Annotated in this window: 20 protein-coding genes; 15 read left to right on the top strand and 5 right to left on the bottom strand. The window is 66.0% G+C overall.

Annotation, left to right across the window (positions count from 1 at the left end; all coding sequences use genetic code 11):
• Positions 1-4 precede the first annotated feature (4 nt).
• Both QZ471_RS16320 and QZ471_RS16315 read right to left on the bottom strand, forming a co-directional pair.
• Positions 5-1,636, bottom strand: coding sequence for a methyl-accepting chemotaxis protein (locus QZ471_RS16320; protein ID WP_295465667.1), 1,632 nt, complete (start codon positions 1,634-1,636; stop codon positions 5-7).
• Positions 1,637-1,732: 96 nt separating this feature from the next.
• A complete protein-coding gene (locus tag QZ471_RS16315) occupies positions 1,733-5,203 on the bottom strand; it encodes an acyl-[ACP]--phospholipid O-acyltransferase (protein ID WP_295465665.1) in 3,471 nt (1,156 codons plus the stop codon).
• Between the two features lie 269 nt (positions 5,204-5,472).
• On the opposite strand from QZ471_RS16315, the gene QZ471_RS16310 reads away from it, so the two are divergent.
• Complete coding sequence (locus QZ471_RS16310) at positions 5,473-5,682, top strand: cold-shock protein (RefSeq protein ID WP_007160189.1); 210 nt, start codon at positions 5,473-5,475, stop codon at positions 5,680-5,682.
• Between the two features lie 406 nt (positions 5,683-6,088).
• On the opposite strand, the gene pap is transcribed toward QZ471_RS16310, so the two are convergent.
• Entirely contained in the window at positions 6,089-7,573 is a 1,485-nt protein-coding gene (gene pap, locus QZ471_RS16305) for a polyphosphate:AMP phosphotransferase (protein WP_295465662.1), read from the bottom strand.
• A gap of 199 nt (positions 7,574-7,772) precedes the next feature.
• Between pap and QZ471_RS16300 the strand changes: the two genes are divergently transcribed.
• The 8 genes from QZ471_RS16300 (at position 7,773) to QZ471_RS16265 (ending at position 14,647) form a co-directional block, all read left to right on the top strand.
• Complete coding sequence (locus tag QZ471_RS16300; protein WP_295465660.1) at positions 7,773-8,738, top strand: CHAD domain-containing protein; 966 nt, start codon at positions 7,773-7,775, stop codon at positions 8,736-8,738.
• Positions 8,739-8,813: 75 nt separating this feature from the next.
• Positions 8,814-9,077: a PepSY domain-containing protein gene (locus tag QZ471_RS16295; RefSeq protein WP_295465658.1), complete on the top strand. Its 264-nt coding sequence runs from the start codon at positions 8,814-8,816 to the stop codon at positions 9,075-9,077.
• A 105-nt stretch (positions 9,078-9,182) separates the two neighbouring features.
• Positions 9,183-10,022 (top strand): STAS domain-containing protein, encoded by an 840-nt coding sequence (locus QZ471_RS16290; protein WP_295465656.1) that lies wholly within the window; start codon positions 9,183-9,185, stop codon positions 10,020-10,022.
• A gap of 12 nt (positions 10,023-10,034) precedes the next feature.
• Positions 10,035-10,457, top strand: a complete 423-nt coding sequence (locus QZ471_RS16285) for an STAS domain-containing protein (protein WP_295465960.1) — start codon at positions 10,035-10,037, stop codon at positions 10,455-10,457.
• On the top strand, positions 10,417-10,815 hold the full coding sequence (locus QZ471_RS16280) for an ATP-binding protein (RefSeq protein WP_295465654.1): 399 nt from the start codon (positions 10,417-10,419) through the stop codon (positions 10,813-10,815). The genes QZ471_RS16285 and QZ471_RS16280 overlap by 41 nt, the downstream gene beginning before the upstream one ends.
• Positions 10,806-11,792, top strand: a complete 987-nt coding sequence (locus tag QZ471_RS16275; RefSeq protein WP_295465652.1) for a SpoIIE family protein phosphatase — start codon at positions 10,806-10,808, stop codon at positions 11,790-11,792. The genes QZ471_RS16280 and QZ471_RS16275 overlap by 10 nt, the downstream gene beginning before the upstream one ends.
• On the top strand, positions 11,785-13,542 hold the full coding sequence (locus tag QZ471_RS16270) for an ATP-binding protein (RefSeq protein WP_295465650.1): 1,758 nt from the start codon (positions 11,785-11,787) through the stop codon (positions 13,540-13,542). Before QZ471_RS16275 ends, QZ471_RS16270 begins: the two co-directional genes overlap by 8 nt.
• Positions 13,535-14,647 carry a hybrid sensor histidine kinase/response regulator gene (locus tag QZ471_RS16265; RefSeq protein WP_295465648.1) on the top strand — a complete coding sequence of 371 codons (1,113 nt, stop codon included), beginning with the start codon at positions 13,535-13,537 and terminating at the stop codon, positions 14,645-14,647. The genes QZ471_RS16270 and QZ471_RS16265 overlap by 8 nt, the downstream gene beginning before the upstream one ends.
• Here QZ471_RS16265 and QZ471_RS16260 read toward each other — a convergent pair.
• Entirely contained in the window at positions 14,644-15,261 is a 618-nt protein-coding gene (locus QZ471_RS16260) for a TetR/AcrR family transcriptional regulator (RefSeq protein ID WP_295465646.1), read from the bottom strand. The genes QZ471_RS16265 and QZ471_RS16260 overlap by 4 nt on opposite strands.
• Before the next feature lie 125 nt (positions 15,262-15,386).
• On the opposite strand from QZ471_RS16260, the gene QZ471_RS16255 reads away from it, so the two are divergent.
• The 4 genes from QZ471_RS16255 to QZ471_RS16240 all read left to right on the top strand — a co-directional run bounded on the left by QZ471_RS16255 (position 15,387) and on the right by QZ471_RS16240 (position 19,641).
• Positions 15,387-16,604: a serine hydrolase domain-containing protein gene (locus tag QZ471_RS16255; protein ID WP_295465644.1), complete on the top strand. Its 1,218-nt coding sequence runs from the start codon at positions 15,387-15,389 to the stop codon at positions 16,602-16,604.
• 101 nt (positions 16,605-16,705) lie between these two features.
• The gene (locus QZ471_RS16250) at positions 16,706-18,004 is read left to right on the top strand and encodes an alginate export family protein (RefSeq protein ID WP_295465642.1); all 1,299 of its coding nucleotides are present in this window, start codon (positions 16,706-16,708) and stop codon (positions 18,002-18,004) included.
• A 28-nt stretch (positions 18,005-18,032) separates the two neighbouring features.
• Positions 18,033-19,127, top strand: coding sequence for a polyamine ABC transporter substrate-binding protein (locus tag QZ471_RS16245; protein WP_295465641.1), 1,095 nt, complete (start codon positions 18,033-18,035; stop codon positions 19,125-19,127).
• Complete coding sequence (locus QZ471_RS16240; RefSeq protein ID WP_295465640.1) at positions 19,117-19,641, top strand: DUF3237 domain-containing protein; 525 nt, start codon at positions 19,117-19,119, stop codon at positions 19,639-19,641. The genes QZ471_RS16245 and QZ471_RS16240 overlap by 11 nt, the downstream gene beginning before the upstream one ends.
• 150 nt (positions 19,642-19,791) lie before the next feature.
• Here QZ471_RS16240 and QZ471_RS16235 read toward each other — a convergent pair whose 3' ends face one another.
• Positions 19,792-20,889, bottom strand: a complete 1,098-nt coding sequence (locus QZ471_RS16235; RefSeq protein WP_295465638.1) for a hybrid-cluster NAD(P)-dependent oxidoreductase — start codon at positions 20,887-20,889, stop codon at positions 19,792-19,794.
• A 329-nt stretch (positions 20,890-21,218) separates the two neighbouring features.
• On the opposite strand from QZ471_RS16235, the gene gbcA reads away from it, so the two are divergent.
• Both gbcA and QZ471_RS16225 read left to right on the top strand, forming a co-directional pair.
• Positions 21,219-22,511: a glycine-betaine demethylase subunit GbcA gene (gene gbcA / locus QZ471_RS16230; protein WP_295465636.1), complete on the top strand. Its 1,293-nt coding sequence runs from the start codon at positions 21,219-21,221 to the stop codon at positions 22,509-22,511.
• 174 nt (positions 22,512-22,685) lie between these two features.
• Positions 22,686-24,311, top strand: a complete 1,626-nt coding sequence (locus QZ471_RS16225; protein ID WP_295465634.1) for a methyl-accepting chemotaxis protein — start codon at positions 22,686-22,688, stop codon at positions 24,309-24,311.
• Positions 24,312-24,405: the final 94 nt, after the last annotated feature.

The following is a 24,405-nucleotide window of genomic DNA, read 5'->3' as shown; positions in this document are numbered from 1 at the left end:
CGGCTCAGAGCTGGAATTGCCGCACCGCGCCATTCAGATCCCCAGCCAGCCGGGCCAGGTCATTGCTGGCGGCGGCGGTCTGCTCGGCCCCGGCGGCGTTCTGGGTGGACAGGTCACGGATGCTGGTGAGGTTGCGATCCACCTCGCGCGCCACCTGGGCCTGCTCCTCGGTCGCCGCGGAGATGCTCAGGTTTCGCTCGGTGATCTGCACGATGTGCCGGCCGATCTCGCCCAGGGCTTCGCCCGCCGCCGCGGCGACCTCCAGGCAGGTGCCGGCCTGTTGGTTGCTGGTGGCCATGGCATGCACCGCCTTGCCCGCGCCCTGCTGGATGGCGCCGATCATCTCCTCGATCTCGCCGGTGGACTGCTGGGTACGGGCCGCCAGGGCCCGTACCTCGTCGGCCACCACGGCGAAACCACGCCCCGCCTCGCCCGCGCGGGCGGCTTCGATGGCCGCGTTGAGCGCCAGCAGGTTGGTCTGCTCAGCGACACCTCGAATCACGTCGAGTACGCCGCTGATGCGCTCGACCTGGCCGGCCAGGCCGTCGATCTCGGCGCCGCTGGTGGCCACTGCGGCGTGCAGCGCATGGATGGTCTGCAGGGTCTCCTCGACGCGCCGCTGGCCGACATCGGCGGAGACACGGGAGTCCTGAGCGGCGGCGCTGGCGGCCGCGGCGTTGCGCGCCACCTCCTCCACCGCCGCGGTCATCTGGTTGACCGCCGTGGCGGCCTGGGCCAGCTCGTCGTTCTGCCGTTGGATGCCGCGCAGCCCCACCTCGGTCACCGTCGACATCTCCTCGGAGGTGGCGGCCAGGGTGGTGGACGACTGGCTCAGCCGCTCCAGGGTGCCGCGCAGGTTGTCCTGCATCCGCGCCATGGCGGCCAGCAGCCGGCCAGGCTCGTCGCTGCCGTCGCGCTCGACCGGACGGCTGAGATCGTTGGCGGCGATACGCTCGGCCACCGCCAGCGCCCTCTCCAGCGGCCCGGTCAGGCTGCGGGTGAAGCGCCAGGCCAGCAACAGGGTGCCGGCCAAGGCCGCCAGCATCACCGCCACGGTGATGGTGATGGCGGTGCGATAGCTGTCCATGGAGGCCGCCGAGAGCCGAGTGACCTTGCCATCGACCAGACTGGCCAGCTCGGTGACGGTCGCGCCCAGGGCATTACCGCTGCGCGCCATTTCACCATCCTGCCCGGTGAGTTTGAGCAACTCGGCATCGTTCTGGTCGTCGAGGGCCTTGAGGTAGCGGGTCTGGTTGTTCAGGTAGGTGGCCAGCTGCCCGGTCATTCGGGTGTAGACCTCACGCCCCTTGTCGGTGAGCAGCAGGGCGTCGAACTGGCGAACGTGCCGCTCCAGAGTGGCCTTGGCCTCCTCGATCCCCTTGTGCACCGCCTGGGTCTCGGCGTTGGAGGTGGCGAGCATCAAGCCCTGATTGTGCATGCGTAGACTCAGCAGATCGGCGCGGATCTCGCCAATGATCTGCACACTCGGGATGACATTGCCGACGATCTGCTCTTCGCCTTCCTTGATTGCGCGATTCTGGCCCAGGGAAAACAGGCCGAGACCTATCACCAACAGGGCGAAGAAGCCAAAGGCGACCAGGGCGCGTGGGGCGATGTTGAGGGAGCGTAGGTTCACCGGGGACACCTCGAAAAGATGGATAGCCCCCTCATGATCGGCAGGACAGCGTCAGGCTTTAGCACTCTTCTGACGACAGTCCTGCGATGTATCGCCTCAGCTAGACGCCTCCTCCGCCACCCGCTCCTGTGCCAGCCGTTTCGCGCCGGCCACGTCGGCCTTGCCGGTCCCCAGTTTCGGCAGGGTCTCCACGGCCAGCCAGGCCGAGGGCAACAGCAGTCCGCTCACGCCCTGGGCCAACAGCGTCTTCTCCACCGCCGCGCCGTCCAGCGCGCCGGTGTGCAGCACCACGATGCGCTCGCCCTTCCTGGCATCCGGCAGGTTGACCGCCAGCAACTCGATCTCCGGATCGGCGATCGCCCGCGCCAGCGCCTGCTCCACGGCGCCCAGGCTGACCATCTCGCCGCCGATCTTGGCGAAGCGCGAATAACGGTCGACGATGGTGAGGAAGCCGTCCTCGTCCAGCCGCCCCTGGTCGCCGGTCACGTACCAGCGCTCGCCGTCGATCTCGCGGATGGCCTTGGCGGTGCGTTCGGGATCGTTCAGATAGCCCTGCATCAGCTGCGGGCCGCCGATCAGCACCATGCCGGCCTCGCCGGTGGGCAGCTCGGCGAAGGTCTGGGGATCGACGATCTTCAGGCCGGTGCCCGGCAGCGGCATGCCCACGGTGCCCAGCTTGCCGCCGCGCTGCACCTGCAGGTAGCTGACGTCCAGGGCATCGGGCAGGTTGACCGAGGCCACCGGCGCCGTCTCGGTGGCGCCATAGCCTTCGTAGATATCCTGGTTGAACTTGAGCTTGAAGGCCTCGCGCACCGCCGGGTCCAGGCGCTCGGCGCCAGCCACCACGATGCGCAGGCTCTCCAGCATCAGCGGATGCACCTTGGTGTTGCGCACGAACAGCCGCAGGAAGGTGGAGGTGCCGCAGAGCACCGTGGCGCGATGGGTGGCCACCGCCTTGGCGATGCCGGCCACGTCGGTGGGGTCGGCCTGGCAGACCACCGGCAGGCCCTCGATCAGCGGCAGGAACTGGGTGACGGTGAGACCGAAGGCGTGGAACAGCGGCAAGGACGCCATGAAGACGTCATCGTCCTGGGTGTTGAGCACGTCCGAGGTCTGCTTGAGGTTGGCCATGATGTTGCGGTGGCTGAGCATCACTCCCTTGGGTGTGCCCTCGCTGCCGCTGGAGAAGAGGATGGCGGCAGTGGCCTCGGGATCGTGGGCGCGACTTACCAGCACCTGCAGCATGGCGGTGGGCAGCAACCACACCGCCAGCCAGTTGGCGAGCAGCTCGGCCTTGCCGATGCCGGCGCGCAGGCTTTCCAGGTCGACGATCTCGCGTCCGGCCAGCAACTCGTCCACCGGCAGGCCGCGCTTGCGCAGGCGCTCGAGGAAGCGATTCGAGGTATAGACGGTGCGGATACCCGCCTGGTCCAGGCCGGATCTCAGCGCCTCGGGAGTAGCCGTGTAGTTGAGGTTGACCAGCGTCTTGCCGGCCAGCAGCACCGCCATATTGGCCAGCATGCCGCCGCTGCTGGTGGGCAGCAGCAGGCCGAGATTCTGCTCGGGCCGCTGACGCATCCGCCGCGCCAGGCAAGCGGCGCCAGTGAGCGCCTGGGCAGCCTTGAGCGGCGCGCCCAGGTCGTCGACCAGCGCCAGGCCGTTGGGCCGGCGCTTGACGCTGGCGACCCAGGCATCGGCCAGCGATGGCAGGCCCTGCATGTAGCGCTCCCAGGAGCGGATCGACAGCTCGAAGATGCGTCTCTTGAGTACGTCGGCCGGGGTGTCCTTCGCCAACGGCTTGCCGAAGGCCACCACCACCTCGCGGTGCAATGGACTATCGCGCAGCTCCTTGAGCTTGCTGGAGGAACGCGAGAACTGGCTGCCCCAGAGACCGCGCAGATAGAAGGGCACGATCTGCACCTCGGGGCCGACCTGCTGACAGGCCTTCTCGTAGCCGCGACGGAATTCACCGAGCTGGCCGGTGCGGCTGATCGCCCCTTCCGGGAACAGGCAGACCACCTCGCCGGCCTTGAGCAGGCCGGCCACCTGTTCCAGCGCCGCACCGGCGCCGCTGCCCTGGGCGATGGGCAGGCAGCCCATCGCCTTGAGGAAAGGCTTGAGATACCAGCGCTCGTAGATCGATCTGAGCATCACGAAGCGTACCGGGCGCGGACTGGCGATCTGCACCATGGCCCAGTCCACCCAGCTGATGTGGTTGCCCAGCAGCAGCACCCCACCCTGGGCCGGCAGGTTCTGCAGGCCCTGCACCTGGATGCGGTAGTGACGGGTCACCATCAGCCCCAGCAGAAAGCGCACCAGACTCTGCGGCAACTTCCACACCGTGTAGGCGCCGCCGATCAGCGCCACGGCGGCGATCAGCAGCAGTAACCAGCGGCTATCCAGGCCGAGCAGGGCGATCACCGCGGTGAGCACCAGGAAGCCCAGCATGGCGACGTTCTGCACCCAGTTGTTGGCGGCCAGCACCGTACCGAGCTGGTCCTCACGGGCGTTGAACTGGATCAACGCATTGAGCGGCACGATGAACAGGCCGCCCATCAGGCCGATGAAGATGAAGTTGAGCGCATGCAGCCAGGCCGAACTGGGCGCCGGCAGCCACCACAGGCCGACGGCGATGCCCAGCGCGCCCACCGGGATCAGCCCGGTCTCGATGCGGCCGCGCGAGGCCCGGCTGGCCAGCGCCGAGCCGAGGGCGATGCCTATCCCAGCGCAGGCCAGGATGCCCTGCAGCACCAGCACGTTGTCGATGCCCAGGTGATCCTTGGCGTAGGCCGGAAAGCTCGCCAGCAATACCTGGCCCACCGACCAGAACACCGCCAGGCCGATGATCGACAGGCGGATCACCGGATTCTCGCCGATCACCGCCAGGTTGCGCCGGGCACTGCGCAGGCGCAGGTAGGCATGCCAGTCGAAGGGTTCGCGCGGCTTGGGCTCTTCGAGCAGCGGCAGGCGATAGAGCAGCGCCACCTCGGCCAGGCTGCAGAGCACCAGCAGCCAGCCCAGCGGGGCGATGTCCTGCAGGATGGCGTGGGGCGTGGCCTGGCCCTCGCCCAGATGCAACTGGAAGAAAGCGGTAAAGACCACGGTACCGGCGAGGATGGCGATGATGGAATTGGCCTGTACCAGGCCGTTGCCCTCGGCCAGGCGCTGCTTGCCGAACAGCGCCTTGATGTAGCCGTACTTGGCCGGCGAGTAGAAGGTCGCCTGGGTGGCCAGCAAGAGCGTCATGGCAAAGGCCAGCTCGAACAGCCCGGCGTAGTAGGCCAGGGTGATGCCGAGGGTGATGGCCACCGCCGCCCAGCCGCCGAGGCGCAGCACCCGAACCTTGGCGAAGCGATCGGCCACATGGCCGGAGGGGCTGAACAGCAGGATGAAGGGCAACAGCATCATGCCGTTGACCAAGGAGGTCAGCACCACCTGGGTGGAGCCGTCGTAGACCTTGAAGACGGTGTTCTGGATAACGATCTTGTGGCCAAGATCGACGAACGCGTTGAGAAAGACAGCGATCAGATAGGGCCAAGCCCCCTTGATCCGGTGCAGCTTGTCCATGCTTTACCTCTATCGATCGGAAGAATCCGTAGCCTGATTCAGACGCTCTGGCAGTGCAAGCCGCTGGGTCCGATCGTCAAATATGCAAATCAGGGCTATACAAGCCCGCGAAAGCGCGTATGGTGTAGGCACTGCTACTGCAATAGTTACTCGATACCTGCTTGATGTTGCTTCATTTTCATCTCCTGGCTCGTCTCACTCTCGCATTACAGTCCCGCTAGCGAATGTCTCGTTAACGTGGTTGTTCCCCCTACATCCTGGAGATACTCATGTCCAATCGTGAAAATGGCACCGTCAAGTGGTTCAACGATGAGAAAGGCTACGGCTTCATCACCCCGGAAAGCGGCGCCGACCTGTTCGTGCACTACCGCTCCATCGAAAGCGCCGGCTTCAAGAGCCTGAGCGAAGGCCAGAAGGTCACTTTCGTGGCTGTCAAAGGCCAGAAGGGTATGCAAGCTGACCAGGTTCAAGTCGTCTAACGACTGATCCGGTTGCAGATAAGGCCCCACTTCGGTGGGGCTTTTTCGTTTCTGGGATTTGGGTTTTGCAGGATGCTCCATCGCGCCGCCACAAAGACAATACCTGCTCAGACTGCCTCAGGCCTCAGGCGCGGCCACCGCCCCTTCCAGCAGGACGAACGCAATCGTTGCGTAAGGGGTCGAGCGGCATGGATGCCGCGAGAGTCGCGAGGGCCATGGAAGGCCCTTCGCGGCGAGCCCCTGGAGCGGCGATGGAGTGAGTGGACCCCGGCGCAGCCGGGGCCGGATGGAGGGGCAAGCGTTTTTGGTTACTTTTGCCGCGACTGGCAAAAGTGACTCGCCCGAGGGGGCGAAACAAGAGGTAGCCGCAAACCTCGATAATCAGCCAAACAGCCCTGGTGTTGGCTTACCCCTTGTCGTAAGCCCGCTCCAACGCCTCGTTGAGCGTCCGCAACACCTTCACCCGCGCGAATCTCTTGTCGTTGGCCTCCACCAGCGTCCAGGGCGCGATGGCCGTGCTGGTCTGCACCACCATATCGTCGACCGCCTGACTGTAGAGATCCCACTTGTCCCGATTGCGCCAGTCGTCCTCGGTGATCTTGAACCTCTTGAAGGGCGTCTCCTCGCGGGCCTTGAAGCGTTCCAGCTGGGTGTCCTGGTCGATGGCCAGCCAGAACTTGGCCAGCACGATGCCGGCGTCGCTCAGCTGTTCCTCGAATTCGTTGATCTCGCCATAGGCGCGCTGCCAGTCGGCCACCGGGGTCAGTTCCTCGACCCGCTCCACCAGCACCCGGCCGTACCAGGAGCGGTCGAAGATGGTGAAGTCGCCTTGCCGCGGGATATGCCGCCAGAAACGCCAGAGATAGGGCTGGGCCAGTTCTTCGTCGCTGGGTGCGGCGACCGGGACGATACGGTACTGGCGTGGGTCCAGGGCGCCGGTGACGCGGCGGATGGCGCTGCCCTTGCCGGCGGCGTCGTTGCCCTCGAAGGCCGCCACCAGGGCGTGGCGGCGATACTTCTTGTCGCGCAGCAACTTGGCCAGACGTGCCTGCTCGGTGACCAGCTGGTCCTCGTAGTCGGCCTTGTCCAGGTGCTGGCTCAGGTCCAGGGCCGCCAGCACGCCCTGCCCGTCCACCGGCGGCAGGGTCACGGCAGCGGCCTTGCGGGGTTTGCGCGGCTTGCTGGCCAGGGCGCGCTGCAGCGCCTTGAGCAGCACGGTACCCACGGTCAGGCTGCGAAAGCGCTCGTCGAAGCCGGGCACCACGTGCCAGGGCGCGTAGTCGTGATGGGTGCGGCGCAGCACCCGCTCACCCTGCTTGACGAAGCGGTCGTAGACCCGCGCCTGGCGCCAGTCCAGTGGACTGAGCTTCCAGCCCAGGCGCGGATCCTTCTTGAGGTGCTTGAGTCGCTGCTTGAGCTGGCCCTTGGAGAGGTGGAACCAGAACTTGAGGATCAGCGCGCCCTCATCGGCGAGCATGCGTTCGAAACGCTCGGCCTGGTCGATGGCAGCGTCCAGCTCGAGCCGGGACAGCTCCTTGTTCACCCGCCCATGCAGCATCTGGCTGTACCAGTTACCAAAGAACACCCCGATGCGTCCCTTGCCCGGCAGGCGCTGCCAATAGCGCCAGGCCGGTGGGTGCTGGCGCTCCTCGGCGCTGGGCTGGAGGAAGGTCTCGACCCGGATCAGGCGCGGATCCATCCACTCGTTGAGCAGCTTGACCGTCTCGCCCTTGCCGGCACCTTCGATGCCATTGATCAGCACGATCACCGGAAACCGCCCCTGCGCCTTGAGCTCGTACTGGGCGGCCAGCAGCGCCTCGCGCAGCTTGGGCAGCTTGGCGTCGTAGGTGGCCTCGTCGAGCAGGTGTTCGTTCTCGGCGGCTTCGAACATCCGGATCTCCTTGCTAGCGTGGTGGGGCAACTATAGCCCTTCTGACCGGTTGCGCGGCAGGCGGTGCCCAGGGTGGAGTTGCATGACGGCAATATGACGATTAAATGAAATTTGGCATCAACCGCTGTTGTAGAGGTCTTCCTTACCGTTACGCTCCCGCGCCAGCGGGTGCTGCAGTCCACCTATTGAGGAGAGTTCGATGGCCTTTCGTTTCGATGCGCGGCAACCGGCAGACGAAGAAGTACGCCGTGTGGTGACGGATCGTCTGGTTCAGGCTGAAGCGTCCCTGGCGAGCGGGACCCCCAAGGGGGTGCACGAAACCCGCAAGCGACTCAAGGAATTGCGCGCCCTGCTCCGCCTGTTGCAAGCCGCGCTGGGCAAGCGCGCCTTCGCCAGCCGCAATCGCCGCCTGCGTGACCTGGGCCGCGAGCTGTCGTCGCTGCGCGACAGCGCCGCCCTGGTGGAAAGCTGGGACAAGCTCGGCGAGTCCGATCGCAAGAGATTCGCCTCGCCGGCCATGAAGCGGGTGCGCCAGCGCCTGCAGGAGCGCGCCGACCAACAGACCGCCGCGGCCAGCAGCCACCCCGAGCTACTCACCGAACTCGCCGAGCTGCGCGAGGGCGTGCCCGGCTGGAAACTCGCCGGCCAGGGCTTCGCGCTCTTTTCCCGCGGCCTGGAAGACAACTACAAAGCCGGTCGCCAGGCGCTCAAGACCGCCCGCGACAAGCCCACCGACGAGACCCTGCACGATTGGCGCAAGCGGGTGAAGGACCACTGGTACCACACCCAACTGCTCGCCGCGGCCTGGCCGACGGAATTCAAGACGCGCCAGAAGAGCCTCAAGCGGCTGTCCGAGTACCTGGGGGACGACCACGACCTGGCGGTGATGCGGCAGTTGCTCGACAGCGAGCCCACGCTGTTCGGCGCCAGCAATACCCGCCAGGCCATCGCCGAGAGCGTCGCCCGCCAGCGGGAGGTGCTGCAGACCAAGGCCTTCACCCTCGGCCGCCGGCTGTACCTGGACAAACCCACGGCGCTGGCCGAGCGTTGGCGCGATCTCTGGCGCCTGGCCAGCCGGCCCTACAGCCCGCGCAAGCCCAAGGCCAAGGGCGGTACCGCGCCGGTAGGGCTGCTGCCGCACCTGGTGGACCAGGCCGATACCTGAGGCCCGGGCACCACGGGATTTGTCGCGCGTCGTGGTGGTCCAAACGGGGACAAACCACCACGACGAGGTCTCGCGATGAAATCCAAACTGCTCGCTTCCCTGTTTGCCTGTTCCGTCCTGGCCAGTGGTGCGGTCCTGGCCGACCAGCCCGGCGCCGACTGGATGCCGATGAACGACGTCAAGACCAAGCTCATGGAGCAGGGTTACACCTCGATCACCAAGATCGAAGCCGATGACGGCCAATGGGAAGGCGAGGGCATGAAGAAGGACGGCATGAAGTATGACTTCCATGCCGACGCCAAGACCGGCAAGATCACCAAGGAAAAGATGGACATGTGATGTCCTCGAGACCGGGTCCTGGTGCCCGGTCTCCTGCGTCCCGCCACCTCCCGCTACGCCAGATCGACCCATCCCGGGTCGCCTGCTTTCTCCCTAGGAACTCCCATGTACAGTACCGCTTTGGTCGAGCTGCTGCGCACCCATGAGCGCTCCCTGCTCGACGCCTGGATCGGGGCCCAGCGCGCCGCCGGCATGCGCGTCGACCTGCTCGACGAAACCACCATCCTGGCCAATTCCGCCGAATTGCTGCGGCGCATCACCGTGGCCAGCGCCCAGGGCATCGGCGACCTGCGCGAACCCCATTGGCAACCGGTGCGCGCCCTGCTGGAGCGCTTCTCCTTCGACCAGAGCCGCGCAGGCCTCACCCCCTCGCAGACCGCCACCTTCGTCTTCTCGCTGAAGGAGCCGCTGTTCACCCTGATCCAGAACGAATGCGACGATCCCCTCGCCGAGATGTGGGCCGCCACCCGGCTGATCGACGCCCTCGGCCTCTACAGCATCGAGAGCTACGTGGGCGGTCGCGAGACGGTGATCCGCGAGCAGCAGGAGAGCCTGCTGGAGCTGTCCACCCCGGTGGTGGAACTGTGGGACGGCATTCTCGCCATCCCGCTGATCGGCGCCCTGGACAGCAATCGCACCCAGGTGGTGATGGAGTCGCTGCTGGAGAAGATCGTCCAGACCGAGTCGGACATCGCCATCATCGACATCACCGGCGTGCCCACGGTGGACACCATGGTCGCCCAGCACCTGCTCAAGACGGTGACCGCCGCACGGCTGATGGGCGCCCAGTGCATCATCAGCGGCATCCGCCCGCAGATCGCCGCCACCATCGTCCACCTCGGCGTGGACCTCGGCGACGTCATCACCAAGGCTTCCCTGGCCGACGCCTTCCGCCTGGCGCTGCGTCAGCAGGGCGTACGCCTGGCCGCGCCGGCCAAGGGCTGAGGACCAGACATGATCGACCGGATCCCGATCCTCAAGCTCGGCCCCTTCCTGCTGCTGAGCATCCAGGTGGACATGCACGACCAGTTGGCGCTGGACCTGCAGGAAGACCTGACCGAGCAGATCGTCCGCCACAAGGCCAAGGGCGTGCTCATCGACATCTCGGCGCTGGAGATCGTCGATTCCTTCATTGGCCGGATGCTGTCCCACATCGCCCAGGTCTCGCGCATCCTCGATGCCAAGGTCATCGTGGTCGGCATGCAGCCGGCGGTGGCCATCACCCTGGTGGAGCTGGGGCTGTCGCTGGAGGGCATCGCCACGGCGCTGAACATGGAAAAGGGCATGCGCCGACTCGAGGCCATGGTGGCCGCGGACGAATTGCCGGGAGAGTCAGAGGATGGCGAAGATGCAGACGCTGCCACTGCGCCAGGAGACTGACATCGTGCTGATCCGTCAGCAGGTGCGCAAGGTCGCCGAAGCCCTTCGCCTGGGCCTGATCTCCCAGACCAAGATCGTCACCGCAGCCAGCGAGATCGCCCGTAACGGTCTGGTCTATGGCCTGGGCGGCGAATGCCTGATCGAGGAGACGGTGCGGGCCGGCAAGCCGGCGATCCGCCTGGTGATTCGCGACAACGGTCCGGGTATCGCCGACCTGGACCGCGCCATGGTCGACGGCTACACCTCGGGCAAGGGCCTGGGGCTGGGGCTGTCCGGCTCGCGCCGGCTGGTGGACGACTTCCGCATCGAAAGCCAGCCCGGCCAGGGCACCACCGTGGAACTGTGGAAATGGCGCTGAGCGGCCAGCCATGTAGCCTGGTCCTGCCGGTGAGTACCGCGGTGCACGTGGATGCCGCCCGGCGCGCCCTGGTACGCCTGGCCGGCAGCGTCACCCAGGACGAAACCCTGCTCGGCCGCCTGACCATCGTCGCCCAGGAGCTGGGCTACAACCTGGTCCGCCATGCCGGCCATGGCGAGCTGTGCGCCACCCTGGGCGACGCCGGCGTGCTCGATGTGCTGGCGGTGGACCGCGGCCCGGGCATGCAGGACGTCGCCCGCTGCCTGACCGATAGCTACAGCACGGCGGCCACCCTGGGCGCCGGACTAGGCGCCATCCGCCGGCAGTCCGACGTCTTCGACATCCATTCGCGTCCGGGCCAGGGCACCGTGGTGCTGGCGCGCTTCCATTTGGCTGGCGCTCCGAATAGCCGCCTGCACCTCGGCGCCCTCTGTACCCCGCACCCCGAGGAGCAGGTCTGTGGCGACACCTGGGCGGTGAGCGGGCGGCGCCTGCTGGTGTGCGACGGCCTCGGCCACGGCCAGCAGGCCGCGGCGGCCAGTCGTCGCGCCCGCGAGCTGTTCCTGCGCCAGGCTGCTCATCTGCCGTTGCAGCAGTTGATGGAGAATCTGCACCAGGCGCTGATGGAAACCCGCGGCGCCGCCCTGGCCCTGGCCGAGCTGGATGCCGACCAGGGCCAGGTGAGCTTCTGTGGCATCGGCAACATTGCCGGGCGCCTGTTCGGCAACGGTGCGCGCAGCCTGGTGTCCAACAACGGCACCCTGGGCTATCGCATCGGCCGCATCCAGACCTTCACCTACCCCTGGACGCCCGGCACCCTGCTGGTGATGAACTCCGATGGCCTGACGTCCAAGGTCAGCCTGGGCGAGCACTCGGGCCTGGGCGGACGTCATCCGGCGCTGATCGCCGCCCTGCTGCACCGCGATTTCCGTCGTCCCGCCGACGATGCCACCGTTCTGGTACTCAAGCATGTCTGATGCCCCGCCCCTGCTGACCCTCACGCTGCGTAGCGAGCAGGACGTGGTGCATTGCCGCCAGGCGGCCAAGCGGCTCGCCGCGGCCCTGGACTGGCCGCCACTGGAGCAGATCCGCCTGGCCACCGCCGTCTCCGAACTGGCCCGCAACATCCACCAGTACGCCGGCCACGGTCGCTTCGAATTCGCCCTGCTGCCTGGCGAGGGCCAACTGCTGCGTGGTCTGCAGATTCGCGCCCTCGACCAGGGTCCGGGCATCGCCGCGATCGAGGCCATTCGCGACGGCAGCTATCGCTCCGCGACCGGCATGGGCATCGGCCTGCGCGGTGCCCAGCGGCTGTTCGACGACTTCGACCTGCACACCTCCCCCGCCGGCACCCAGATCACCGCCTGCAAGTACCAGGCGCCGCGCCCGGCGCCCGACTCGGCCACCCTCGCCGCCCTGATCAGCGAACTGCAGGGCGCACCGGCGCCCGATCCCTACCAGCAGATTCGCCTGCAGAGCGAGGAATTGCTGGTGACCAACACCGAGCTGCAATTCAAGCAATCGGAGCTGGAGGCCACCAACAAGGAGCTGGAGAACACCAACCAGGGGGTGGTGGCGCTCTACTCCGAACTGGAGAAGGCGACCCAGGAACTCAAGGAGGCGAGCGAGGCCAAGGCGCGCTTCTTCTCCAACATGACCCACGAATTCCGCACGCCGATCAACATCATCGAGAACGTGGCCAAGTTGCTCGCCAGCGGGGTGGACGGCGACCTCAACGCCGAACAGCAGCGCCAGGTGCGCTTCATCAGCGACGCGGCGCTGGAGCTGGCCAACCTGGTCAGCGAACTGCTCGCTCTGGCCGAGGTGCAATCCGGGCGCCTGACCATCGTGCCCCAGCCCTTCCTGCTGGGTGACTTCATGGAGCGCCTGGCCCAGTTCGCCGCAGCCCTGGCGCCGCGTTATCCGCAGGTCAGCTGCGAGATCGTGCCGGCACCGGACGCCGTCACGCTGGAGACCGACGAGACGCGGCTGTTCCAGATCCTCCGCAACCTGATCTCCAACGCCTTCAAGTACACCCCCCAGGGCCGAGTGCGCATCCAGGTATTCCAGCCCGACGACGACCACCTGGAATTCCTGGTGGAAGACAGCGGCGTGGGCATCGCCGCCGCGGACCGGCAGAAGATCTTCGAGGAGTTCGAGCGCATCCGCTCGCCGCACCTGACCCACATCGAGGGCACCGGACTCGGCCTGCCCCTGGCCCAGCGCCTGGCGGTGCTGCTCAGGGGCGAGCTGTCGCTGGACAGCGAGGTCAGCCGCGGCAGCCGCTTCATCCTGCGCCTGCCGCGCCGCTACCTGACCGCCGGCACCGCCGCGGAGCCGCTCGACCTGAGCGGTCTCACGGTGCTGGTGATCGAGGACAACGAAGGCGATCGCTACCTGGTCCGGCGCACCCTGGAGGTCGCCAACCCGGTGCTGCTGGAAGCCGACAGCGCCCGCAGCAGCCTGGACCGCCTCAACGCGGTGCGGCCCGATATCATCATCCTCGACCTCGATCTGCCCGACATCAACGGCGAGGACCTGCTCGCCAGCATGGACTGGAGCATGCACCGCCGGGTGCTGATCAACACCGCCCAGCCGCTGGATGACGCCCGGCGCGCGCGGTTGCAGGAGAGTTGCCACGCCATCCTGTCCAAGCACCAGCCCGACCATGCCGAGCGCCTGCTCGCGGAGGTGTATGCCCTGGCGCGGAGTCTGAGCCATGAATAGCGCCGCGCAGCGGATCGTCATCATCGACGACACCGAGGCCAATCGCTACGTGCTGCGCAAGATCCTGGAAAGCCAGGCGCGCTACCAGGTCTGCGAAGCCGCCAGCGGCACGGCCGGCCTGGCAATGATCGACGACGACGTGCACCTGGTGATCATCGACGTCAACCTGCCGGACATGACCGGCTTCGAGCTGATCCAGGCCATCGAGCGCCAGCGTGGTCGCGGTCGCCTGCCGGCCATCATCAACATTTCGGCCACCTTCGTCTCCGGCCAGGACAAGGCGCGCGGCTTCAATACCGGTGCCCAGGCCTATCTCACCCACCCGATCAATCCGGACGAGGTACTGGCCACCGTCGCCGCCCTGCTCAAGGCCAGCTCCCAGGTCGGGCACATGGAGCAGCAGCGCAATTCGGCCATCGCCCGCAGCGAGAACCTGCAGGCGGAGAAGGTGATGCTCGAACGCTTCATGAGATCGCTCAACCACGATCTGCGCTCGCCGCTCACCGCCGCCACCATGGTGGTCAACCTCATGCAGCGCAACCCGTCGCGGCGCACCGACGACCTGCTGCAGACCCTGCACGACAACCTGCAGCGCATGAACCAGATGATCACCGACGTACTCGACATCACCCACATGAGCCTGGGCGGCGGGGTACGGCTGAGCGGCGAATCGCTGCTGCTCGGGCCCCTGCTGACGGATGCCGCAGCCAATCTGCGCCTCCAGTTCGCCAACTCGCTCGACCTGCGCCTGGACACCCCGGAGCTGGAAGTGCGCTGGGATAGATACGCCTTCCTGCGCATCTTCGACAACCTGGTGCTCAACGCCGCCAAGCACGGCGAAGCCGGCACCCCGATTCAGGTGCGGCAGACCCTGGCCGAAGGCGGCGTGATAATGGAACTGCGCAACCGCGGGCAATTCCCCGCCGAGGTCCTGGCCAACCTGGCCACGCCCTACTTCATCTCCACCCGCAGCGACAAGCGCGGCTGGGGCCTGGGCCTGCCCATCGTCAAGGCGCTCAGCGAAAGCTTCGGCGGCGAGGCGCGCTTCGCCAATGGCGACGGCGAGGTGGTCATCACCCTGAGCTTGCCGCTGCGCCTGAGCTAGGTTCTGGGCAGCATGCCTTCCAGGATCAACCGACTGGTACGGCGCACCTGTTCACGGTGGGCGGCCAGGTCCAGCGGCGTCTGGTTGACCAGGCGCAGCAACTGCAGGTGGGAATAGTCGTTGAGCAGGAAGGCCGCCAGTTCGATGTCCAGATCCTGGCGCAGCTTGCCCAGTCGTTGCAGCTCGCGCAGGATCAAGGCGATCTCCCGCTGCAGGCGTCTGTTTAGCACCTGGTACTTGGCCGCCACGCCCTCGTCGCCGCCGCGCAGCACCGCCGGCAGCAACTGCCGCCACAACTCGGGCGGCATGGCGTCGAGCGCGTACCCCACCAGCCGGCCTTCCAGATCGCACAGGGCGTCCAGTGGATCGGCGTAGCTCGCCAGGCGCTCACGACTCTCCTGCAGGGCGCGGCCATCGGCCTGGACCAGCAACTCCAGCAGGATCTCCTGCTTGGAGCCGAAATAGTTGAACACCGTCGGCGGCGAGACCTGCGCCTCGCGGGCGATCTGCTCGATGGTGGTTTCCTGGAAACCCTGGTCGAAGAACAGCTGCAGCGCGGCGTCGCTGATCTGCTGGCGACGTCTGGCTTTCTGTTGCTGGCGTAACTGAGACATGGTCCGACCCGCGATCTGGAGCCTCCATTCTAGGCCGGACGTAAAAATCTTTCTCGGATAAATATTTTATTGACTAAAAAATTAAAGCGAGACAAATTTGCTTCGTCCACGCAAGGAGAAGCCCTATGGACGCGCCTCGCCAAGCCTCCGCCACGCCGCTGCTGATGCAGGGTTTTCCACCGCCGCCACCGCAGCGGGTGCTCTGGAGCAACTGGCTGCGTCCCCCATTCAACTGCTGGAGCCTGCAGCATCTCGACCAGTTGCGTCCGACCCTGGCCGTGCGCGCCGGCTGGGGCACCAGGGCAGCCTGGGTGGCAGGCCCTGATCGACTGGCGGATTACCGTTTCCAGGGCGCCCAGGGTGACGCTGTCGAGCTGGCGCAGCATCTGCAAAACAGCTATACCGACGGCTTTCTGGTGCTCAAGGACGATCAGGTCCTCTGCGAACGGTATTTCAACGGCCAGACGCCGGACAGCCGTCACGTCATGTTCTCGGTCACCAAGTCCATGATCGGCACGCTGGCGGAACAGGCCCTGCGCCAAGGGGTACTGTCGGCCGAAGCCCTGGCCGGCGACCTCGTCCCGGAGCTGGCCGGCAGCGCCTTCGCGGATGCCAGCGTCCGGCAGTTGCTGGACATGACGGTGGGCATCGCCTACGACGAGGTCTACGACGATCCGGATTCCGCCAGTTCGCGCTATGGCTATGCCTGCGGCTTCGAGCCGGCGCCCCCCGGGCAGGCGCAGCACGCTTCGCTCTACGAATACCTGCCCAGCCTGCAGAAGCGCGGCGAACACGGGGCCACCTTCCACTACGTCACCGCCTGCACCGAGGTGCTGGCCTGGACCCTGGAGCGCGCCGGTGGGCGCTCCTGCGCGGCCCTGCTGGAAGACCTCTGGCGGCAGCTCGGCTGTCGCCGCGATGGCTTCTTCGTCGCCGATCCCTGGGGGCGGGCAGTGGCCGGCGCCGGTTTCGCCGCGACCCTGCAGGACATGGGCCGCTTCGGCCAACTGCTCGCCCATCGCGGCTCCCTGCCCGATGGCCGCCCCCTGCTCGACCCGGCGGTGATCGACGCCATCGCCGCCGGCGGCGACGCGGCACTCTATGCCCAAGATCGCGACTTCTCCGCCTGGCCCCCCGGCGCCTCCTATCGCAGCCAGTGGTACGTGTTCCGTGACGGCCGCCCGGCGCTGATGGCCGGCGGCATCCATGGCCAGTACCTCTATGTCGATCCGGCGGCACGCCTGGTGGTGGTCAAGCAGTCTTCCCTACCTCGTGCCCATACCGAGGCAGACCTCGACACGGTGCGCCTGCTGCGCAGCCTGGGCGAGCACTTCGCTGATTAAAAACTAAGAACTATTTCCGCCGAACCCCAGGTCCGGTGGCTTGGCGCCCACTGGCGCTTCAACTGCCCTGCGACAAAAAAAGCAAACGACAGGAGCGATACATGAAGAAGAGATACAGTGCCCTCGCGTTGATCCTGCCTTTGGGCGGGCAATCCCTTGCCGTTGCCGGCGAGACCTATCAATACGGCGGCCTCGAAGTCACCCCCTCCCTTACCGCCGGGGCCGCCGCCATCCAGGCGCGCGGCGCCATGTTCGGCGCGGGTCAGCCCGGCACCGGCGCCACGCGCCTGGACTGGCAGGAGTTCTACCTCAAGCCGGGACTCAATCTCGGCTATCAGGTGAACGAAGACCTGCGCTGGGTGGCCGGCATTTCGGCCGTCGGGGCCGCTACCCGGGGCGACGGTGATCCGGCCGGCTTCACCCGCAGCGGCGACCAGCGCGTGCATCTCGAAGAATCCTTCGTCGGCGCTCAGTTGGGGGACTGGCGCCTCACCGTAGGGCGCCAGAACTACCTGGTGGGTAGCGGCTTCATCGTCCAGGATGGCCGCGCCGATCTGGGCCGCGACGGCGCCTATTGGCTTGCCCCTCGTACCGCCTTCGACCGCGCCGGCGTGCTGAGTTGGAGCCATGGCAGCTGGAAAGCTCAAGGCTTCACCCTGGGAGCGGCAGACTCCCTGGGCGGCGACTATCGGCTGAGTGGCGGCAACCTCGACTACGACAGCGGCTACGGTGTGCTCGGCGCCATGGCCTTCGGCGTCAGCGCCGACGCCCGCAACGCGATCCCTCGCGATGGCATGCGGGTCTACAACCTGCGCTGGCTCAACGCTTCGCTACCCGGCATACCGGAGCTCGCCCTCAGCGGCGAATACGCCTGGCAACGCGGCTCCGGCAATGGCCTGACCTATGCTGGCGATGCCTGGTACGCCCAGGCCCAGTATCAATTCAAGGACCTGCCACTGCAGCCGCAACTCAGCTATCGCTATGCACACTTTTCCGGCGATCCGGATCCCAGCGATACGCGCCTGGCCGGCTGGGATCCGCTGACCAAGGGCTATACCGACTGGGGCACCTGGCTGATCGGCGATGTGGTGGGCAACTACCTGCTGTTCAACAACAACGAGAACGTCCATAGCCTGCACCTCAAGACGCGGCTCAACGAGAGCTGGGCGGTGGGGACGTTGTTCCACGCCTTCAGTCTGGACCAGAAGAACTTCCAGGGTCAGCCGGTCAGCGATCGTCGCTTCGCCGACGAAACCGCCCTGTACGTGGAGTGGACGCCTACGCCGTCGATCTATGCCGCCGTCGCCTATAACTGGGTCCAGGCCAAGCAGGCGGCGCGCGAGGTGCTGGGCGACGAGCGTTTCAATGCCTTGGAAGCCTACGTCACCTACAAATTCTGAGTCGCTCCTGCACTCCCTCGGAGGCCGTATGCGTCATCTCTCGCTGCTGTTGCTGCTGCTCTGCACCCTGCTCCGCCTCGATCCGGCTCTGGCCGAACAACGCGAGGTGCGGGTCTACAACTGGATCGAATACCTGCCCAAGGACGTCATCAAGGACTTCGAGCAGCAGACCGGCATCCATGTCCAGTACGATGTCTTCGACAACGTCCAGACCATGGAATCCAAGTTGCTCACCGGTAACTCCGGCTACGACGTGGTCTTCCCTTCCGGCAGCCAGCTGGGCAAGCTGATCAAGGCCAAGGCCCTGGAGCCGCTGGACCGGGCGCAGTTGCCGAACTGGAAGAACCTCGATCCGGCCTTCATGAACAGGCTGGCGGTGAACGATCCCGACAATCGCTATGCGGTGCCCTATCTCTGGGGTACCACCCTGATCGGCTACAACGTCGCCAAGATCCACGAGATCTTCGGGCCCGAGGTGCAATTCGACAGCTGGGACTTCATCTTCAAACCGGAAAACATCGCCAAGCTCAAGCAATGCGGCGTCGCCTTCCTCGATGCCCCGGAAGAGATCCTGCCCATCGCCCTGCACTACCTGGGCCTGCCGCCCAACAGCGACAAGCGTGAGGACTACGCCAAGGCCCAGGCACTGATGCTGAGCATCCGTCCTTCCATCCTGTACTTCAGCTCCTCCAAGTTTCCCTTCGATCTGGCCAACGGCGACATCTGCGTGGCGGTGGGCTGGTCCGGTGCCTTCACCCAGGCGCGAAACATGGCCAAGGCTGCCGGCAAGGGCATCGACATCGCCATGAGCCTGCCCCGGGGTGGCACCCTGCAGTGGGCGGATGTCATCGCCATTCCCCAGGGCGTGCGCCATCCCAGCGAAGCCCATGCCTTCATCGACTTCCTGCTGCGCCCCGAGGTCATCGCCCGGATCAGCAACACCCTGGAGTACCCCAACCCCAACCTGCCGGCGCAGCCGTTGATCGACGCCCGCCTGCGCAGCGATCCGAACATCTTCGTCCCGCAAGCGCGACGCGCCGAGCTGTTCATGCAGACCCCGGCGGATCTGGCGCTGGATCGTCTGAGAACCCGCGTCTGGACGACCATCCGCAATGGCCAGTGAGATCCTTACCCGGCTGAGTGCCGCCCCCAGCCTGAGCCTGGCCCCCTGCCTGACCCTGCTGGTGCGCATTGGCGACGGCCAGCTACTCGGTCGCCTCCCGGGTAGCGCCGGGGTCCGCATCAACTATCCGATCCTCGGCGGTTGTTTCATGGTGTTCGAGCAAAACCACCTGATCGCCGAGGGGGAGGTGCTGCCCGGTGGCGAGGATCGCTTTCTGGAGTGCGCCGATGGCCTGGGCCGGCTGGACGCCCGCTATAGCCTGAGGACCACCGGGGGCGTGCTGATCAACGTGCGCAACCGCGGCTGGCTGAACGTGACGCCAGCGGGACGCCAGCGGATGGACGAAGGCCACTGGCCGTTACCGGAAGCCGACTACCGCTGCCACGGCACGCCGGAATTCGAGGTGGGCGGCGGGCCGCTGGGCTGGCTGGCGCGGGAGACGTTCATCGCCCAGTGCCGCTATCCGGGGGAGAACGAAGTCCGGGTGGACGTCTATCGGATGCCGTCCAGGTAGCTGGAGCTAGGCGCAGTTCCTGGAAAACGCTGACGCGGTTTTCCAGGCTACGGCTACGCGACTGGATCGCGGCCATGGGCCGCTCCTACAGGACATCGAACCACTGTAGGAGCGGCCCATGGCCGCGATGAGTCGAGCGGCATCACGGCCTCAGAACTCGATCTGCACGTCCCCCTGCGGGATGCTGCAGCAGGACAGGATGTAGCCTTCGGCTTCGTCTTCCTCGGTGATGCCGCCGTTGTGGTCCATGACCACCTCGCCGCTCTTCTTGAGTACCTTGCAGGTGCCGCAGATACCCATGCCGCAGGCCTTGGGGATGTGCAGGCCGAGCTTGGCGGCGGCGCCGTGGATGGTCTCGCCGGGGCCGATGTTGACGCTCTTGCCGCTCTCGGTGAAGGAAATCAGGCACTGGGCTTCCAGCGGAATCGGTGGCAGATCCGCCGCCGCCTCGGCCTGTTCCGCCGCCTCGACCTTGGCTTCCGGTGGCGTCGCGCCGAAGGACTCCTCGTGGTAGCGGGCCATGTCGAAGCCCAGCTCGCGGAGCATCGCCTTGACCGCGTTCATGTAGGGCGTGGGGCCACAACAGAAGATCTCGCGCTCGCGGAAGTCGGGCGCCATCAGCTCCAGCATGCGGCGGTCGAAGTAGCCACGGAACCCGGCCCAGGATTCGCCGTGCTCGGTGCGCTCGCACACCATATTGAGCACGAAGTTGTCGATCCGCGACGCCATGTGCTCCAGCTCGTGCCGGTAGATGATGTCGCGCGGGGTGCGGGCGCTGTGCACGAAGACCATGTCGACGTTGGCGTTGGTGTCATAGAACCAGCGCGCCATGGACATCACCGGGGTGATACCGACGCCGCCGGAGAGATAGAGCACCTTGTCGGCCGGGAAGTCGATGGCGTTGAACAGGCCCACCGGGCCATGCACGGCCAGGGTGTCGCCGACCTTCATGTTGTCGTGCAGCCAGTTGGACACCTGGCCACCCGGCACGCGCTTGACGGTGATGGAGAAGCTGTAGGGCACCGAGGGCGAGCTGGAGATGGTGTAGGAGCGCATCACCTGCTGGCCGTTGATCTCCAGTTCCAGAGTCACGAACTGCCCGGGCTTGAAGAAGTACATCAGCGGGATTTCCGCGGTGAAGCAGAAGGTGCGCACGTCCCAGGTTTCCTGGATCACCTTGACGCAGCGCACGGGGTGGCGGCCATTGGTCCAGGTCTGGGTGGTAACAGGGTTGATGAAGGTATTCATGGCGCACCTCGACTGCCACTGGGGCTATTGGCGGCGATTCTGTGAGGGCCCCACGACCGTCACTTTCCCAATCGCGACATCCACATGCCGATGGCGACCGGCCCAGCAATGACGAGGGCTGGGGCGTCGTGAACAGCGTCGGCCATGTCGCCCATGAGCAAGGCCCCCTCCCGGCTCCGGCCCCACACTCCGCCCCAAGCCGAATCTGAAACAGCGCGCGACGGGCGAAACCTAGGGTCATTCGGCGGCCCTGCCCCGTCGGCCAATAGCCTTGCAATACCGTGACCAACCACTTTCGCCACCCGCCGCGGTGGCCACGAGGATGTACGATGGACGTCAGCACCTTGAGTTTGGGCGACCCTCTCGATCCGGCCCGCAAGGCCACGGCCGAGATGCTGCGCACCCGCGAGCGCACCTACTCCCTGCCCCAGCCGTTCTACAACGACGAGCGCCTGTTCCAGATCGACATGCAGGAGATCTTCGGCAAGGAATGGCTGATCGCCGGTATGACCTGCGAGATCCCCACCAAGGGCAACTTCATCACCCTGCAGCTGGGCGACAACCCCATCCTGGTGGTCCGCGGGGCCGAGGGCAAGGTCCACGCCTTCCACAACGTCTGCCGCCACCGCGGTTCGCGCCTCTGCGTCAGCGACAAGGGCAAGGTCGCCAAGCTGGTCTGTCCCTACCACCAGTGGACCTACGAGCTGGATGGCCGCCTGCTGTTCGCCGGCACCGAGATGGGCGCCGATTTCAACATGGCCGACTTCAACCTCAAGCCGGTCCACGTCAAGACCGCCGGCGGCTACATCTTCATCTCCCTGGCCGACGAACCGCCCGCCATCGACGACTTCCTGCGTACGCTCGAGCACTACATGGAGCCGTACGACATGGAGAACGCCAAGGTCGCGGTGCGCACCGACCTGGTCGAGCAGGCCAACTGGAAGCTGGTGCTGGAAAACAACCGCGAGTGCTACCACTGCAGCGGCTCCCACCCCGAGTTGCTGAACACCCTGCTGGAATGGGACGACGTCACCGACCCGCGCGCCTCCCAGGCGTTCAAGGACCAGGTCGCCGCCTGCACCACCCGTTGGGACGCCGACAACATCCCCTACGCCCACGCCAGCTTCGGTCTGCGCAACCGTATCGTGCGCATGCCGCTGCTCGCCGGCACCGTGTCCATGACCATGGACGGCAAGCCGGGCTGCAAGAAGCTCATGGGCCGCATCAAGGACCCGGACCTGGGCTCCATGCGCATCCTGCACCTGCCGCACTCCTGGAACCACTGCATGGGCGATCACATGATCGTCTTCACCGTCTGGCCGCTGGGTCCGACCGAGACCGTGGTGACCACCAAGTGGCTGGTGCACAAGGATGCCGTGGAAGGGGTCGACTACGACCCGAACAACCTGCGCAAGGTCTGGGATGCCACCAACGACCAGGATCGGCGCCTGGCCGAGGAGAATCAGCGCGGCATCAACTCCAAGGCCTACCAACCCGGCCCTTACTCAAAGACTTACGAATTCGGCGTGATCAATTTCATCGACTGGTACAGCGAGCGGCTGCTCGCCAACCTCGGTGAAGAGGCACCGGCCGCGCATCTGCGCCAGGTAAGCGGCGACTGACGACGACGTTTCCTGCGTCTGCCCTGGAGTCACAATGACTCCAGGGCATCTGTCAATAAACTGTCTTTTAAAGGGTGCGATTTTTTGACGCACCCCCTCCTAAAGCCTTTTCGCTAAAGCTTCACCTAAAGTTGTGACCCTGTTCGCATTTTGAATCTGTCTCTGCAGGCCGTCATGACTCTCCGCTCGCTCTCCATCGCTGTCCGCAATCTGCTGTGTTTTGGCATCCTCGCGGTGCTCGTCGCTGCCCTCGGCCTGTTCGGCTGGTACCAGTTGGCCCAGGTCCGTCAGCTGGGGCACCAGGTGGAGCAGCGCTATATCCCCACGCTCATCGAAGCCAACGATTTGAGTCTGCTGTTGGCCAGAACCCGCATCGAGACCCTGCGTCTGCTGGCCATGCCCGACGCTGAAACCCTGACCAGCACCCGCAAGAAACTCGACGAGCTGAATACTCAGGCCCAAGCCCTCTTCGACCACTATCAGCAAGGAGTGCTGTCGCCTCAGAGCCGTCAGGCGCTGAACGAGCTGCGCCAGGTGCAGCGGCAATACATGCAGGGTGTGCAGCAGTTGGCCACCCTGGTCAGCGCCGGACAGCTCGCCGAGGCGCGTCAGCTAGTCCAGCAGAGCATGACGCAGCTGGGCACCCAGATGAATGCCGGCTTCGAAACCCTGCGCAAAGCCGTCCAGGAGGATATCCGTACGGCCAGTGCCACCGCCGATGCTACCTATGCGCGCTCCGCTACCGTGACCTTGCTGGCGATCCTGCTGTCCCTGGCCCTCACCGCCCTGCTCGCCTGGCGCCTGACCCGCAGCATCGCCGGTCCTATCGCCCAGGCAGTGGCGGCGGCACGCACCATCGCCACTGGCGACCTGACCCAGCCGCTGGAAAGCAATGGCCACGACGAGGCGGCTCAGTTGCTGCAAGCCATGCAACAGATGCAGAACCAGTTGCGCGAGACCCTCGGGAATATCGGCGATTCGGCCAACCAGCTCGCGTCGGCCGCCGAGGAAATGACCGCGGTGATGCAGGAGAGCGCCACCGGCCTGCAGCAGCAGAACAACGAGATCGAACAGGCTGCCACTGCCGTGACCGAGATGAGCCAGGCGGTCGAGGATGTCGCGGGCAATGCCGGTTCCGCCTCCACCGAATCGCGCCAGGCCGCCGACACCGCACGCCAGGGGCAACACCAGTTGGGCAAGACCCTGGGTGCCATCGAGGCGCTCACCGAGCAGGTCCTCGGCGCCAGCGTCCAGGCCCGTGAGCTGGAAACCCAGACCCGCGACATCAGCCAGGTGCTGGATGTCATCCGCTCGGTCGCCGAACAGACCAACCTGCTGGCGCTCAATGCCGCCATCGAAGCGGCCCGGGCCGGCGAGGCGGGCCGCGGCTTCGCCGTGGTGGCCGACGAGGTCCGCGCCCTTGCCAAGCGCACCGGGGACTCGACCAGCGAGATCGAAAGGATGATCAGCAATATCCAGCAGGGCACCGGCCAGACCGTCGATGCCCTGTTGACCAGTGCCGACCAGGCGCGCCAGACCCGTGAACAGGCCCAGGCGGCCAATGCCGGTCTGGCCGCCATCGCCGGGGCGGTGTCCGGTATCGACGAACGCAACCTGCTGATCGCCAGCGCCGCCGAGCAACAGGCCCAGGTGGCCCGCGAGGTGGACAGCAACCTGGTGCGCATCCGCGATCTGTCGGTACAGACCGCGGCCGGTGCCGAGCAGACCCGCGGTGCCAGCCAGCAACTGGCGGATCTGGCCGCGACCCTCAGTGGCCAGGTGCAGCGCTTCCAGTTCTGACTCCTTCTCAAGGGCGGCTGGCGCCGCCAATGAGCAGTCACGATGAGATTTTGCGACAGGTGACCGTCAAGTCACGCGGACGATAGCCGTTAAA

Origin of the sequence: uncultured Pseudomonas sp. (assembly GCF_913774235.1) — a bacterium.
Classification (GTDB): Bacteria; Pseudomonadota; Gammaproteobacteria; order Pseudomonadales; family Pseudomonadaceae; genus Chryseomonas.
The sequence above is the reverse complement of the archived record's forward strand: the minus strand, read 5'-3'. Positions and strand labels throughout refer to the sequence as shown.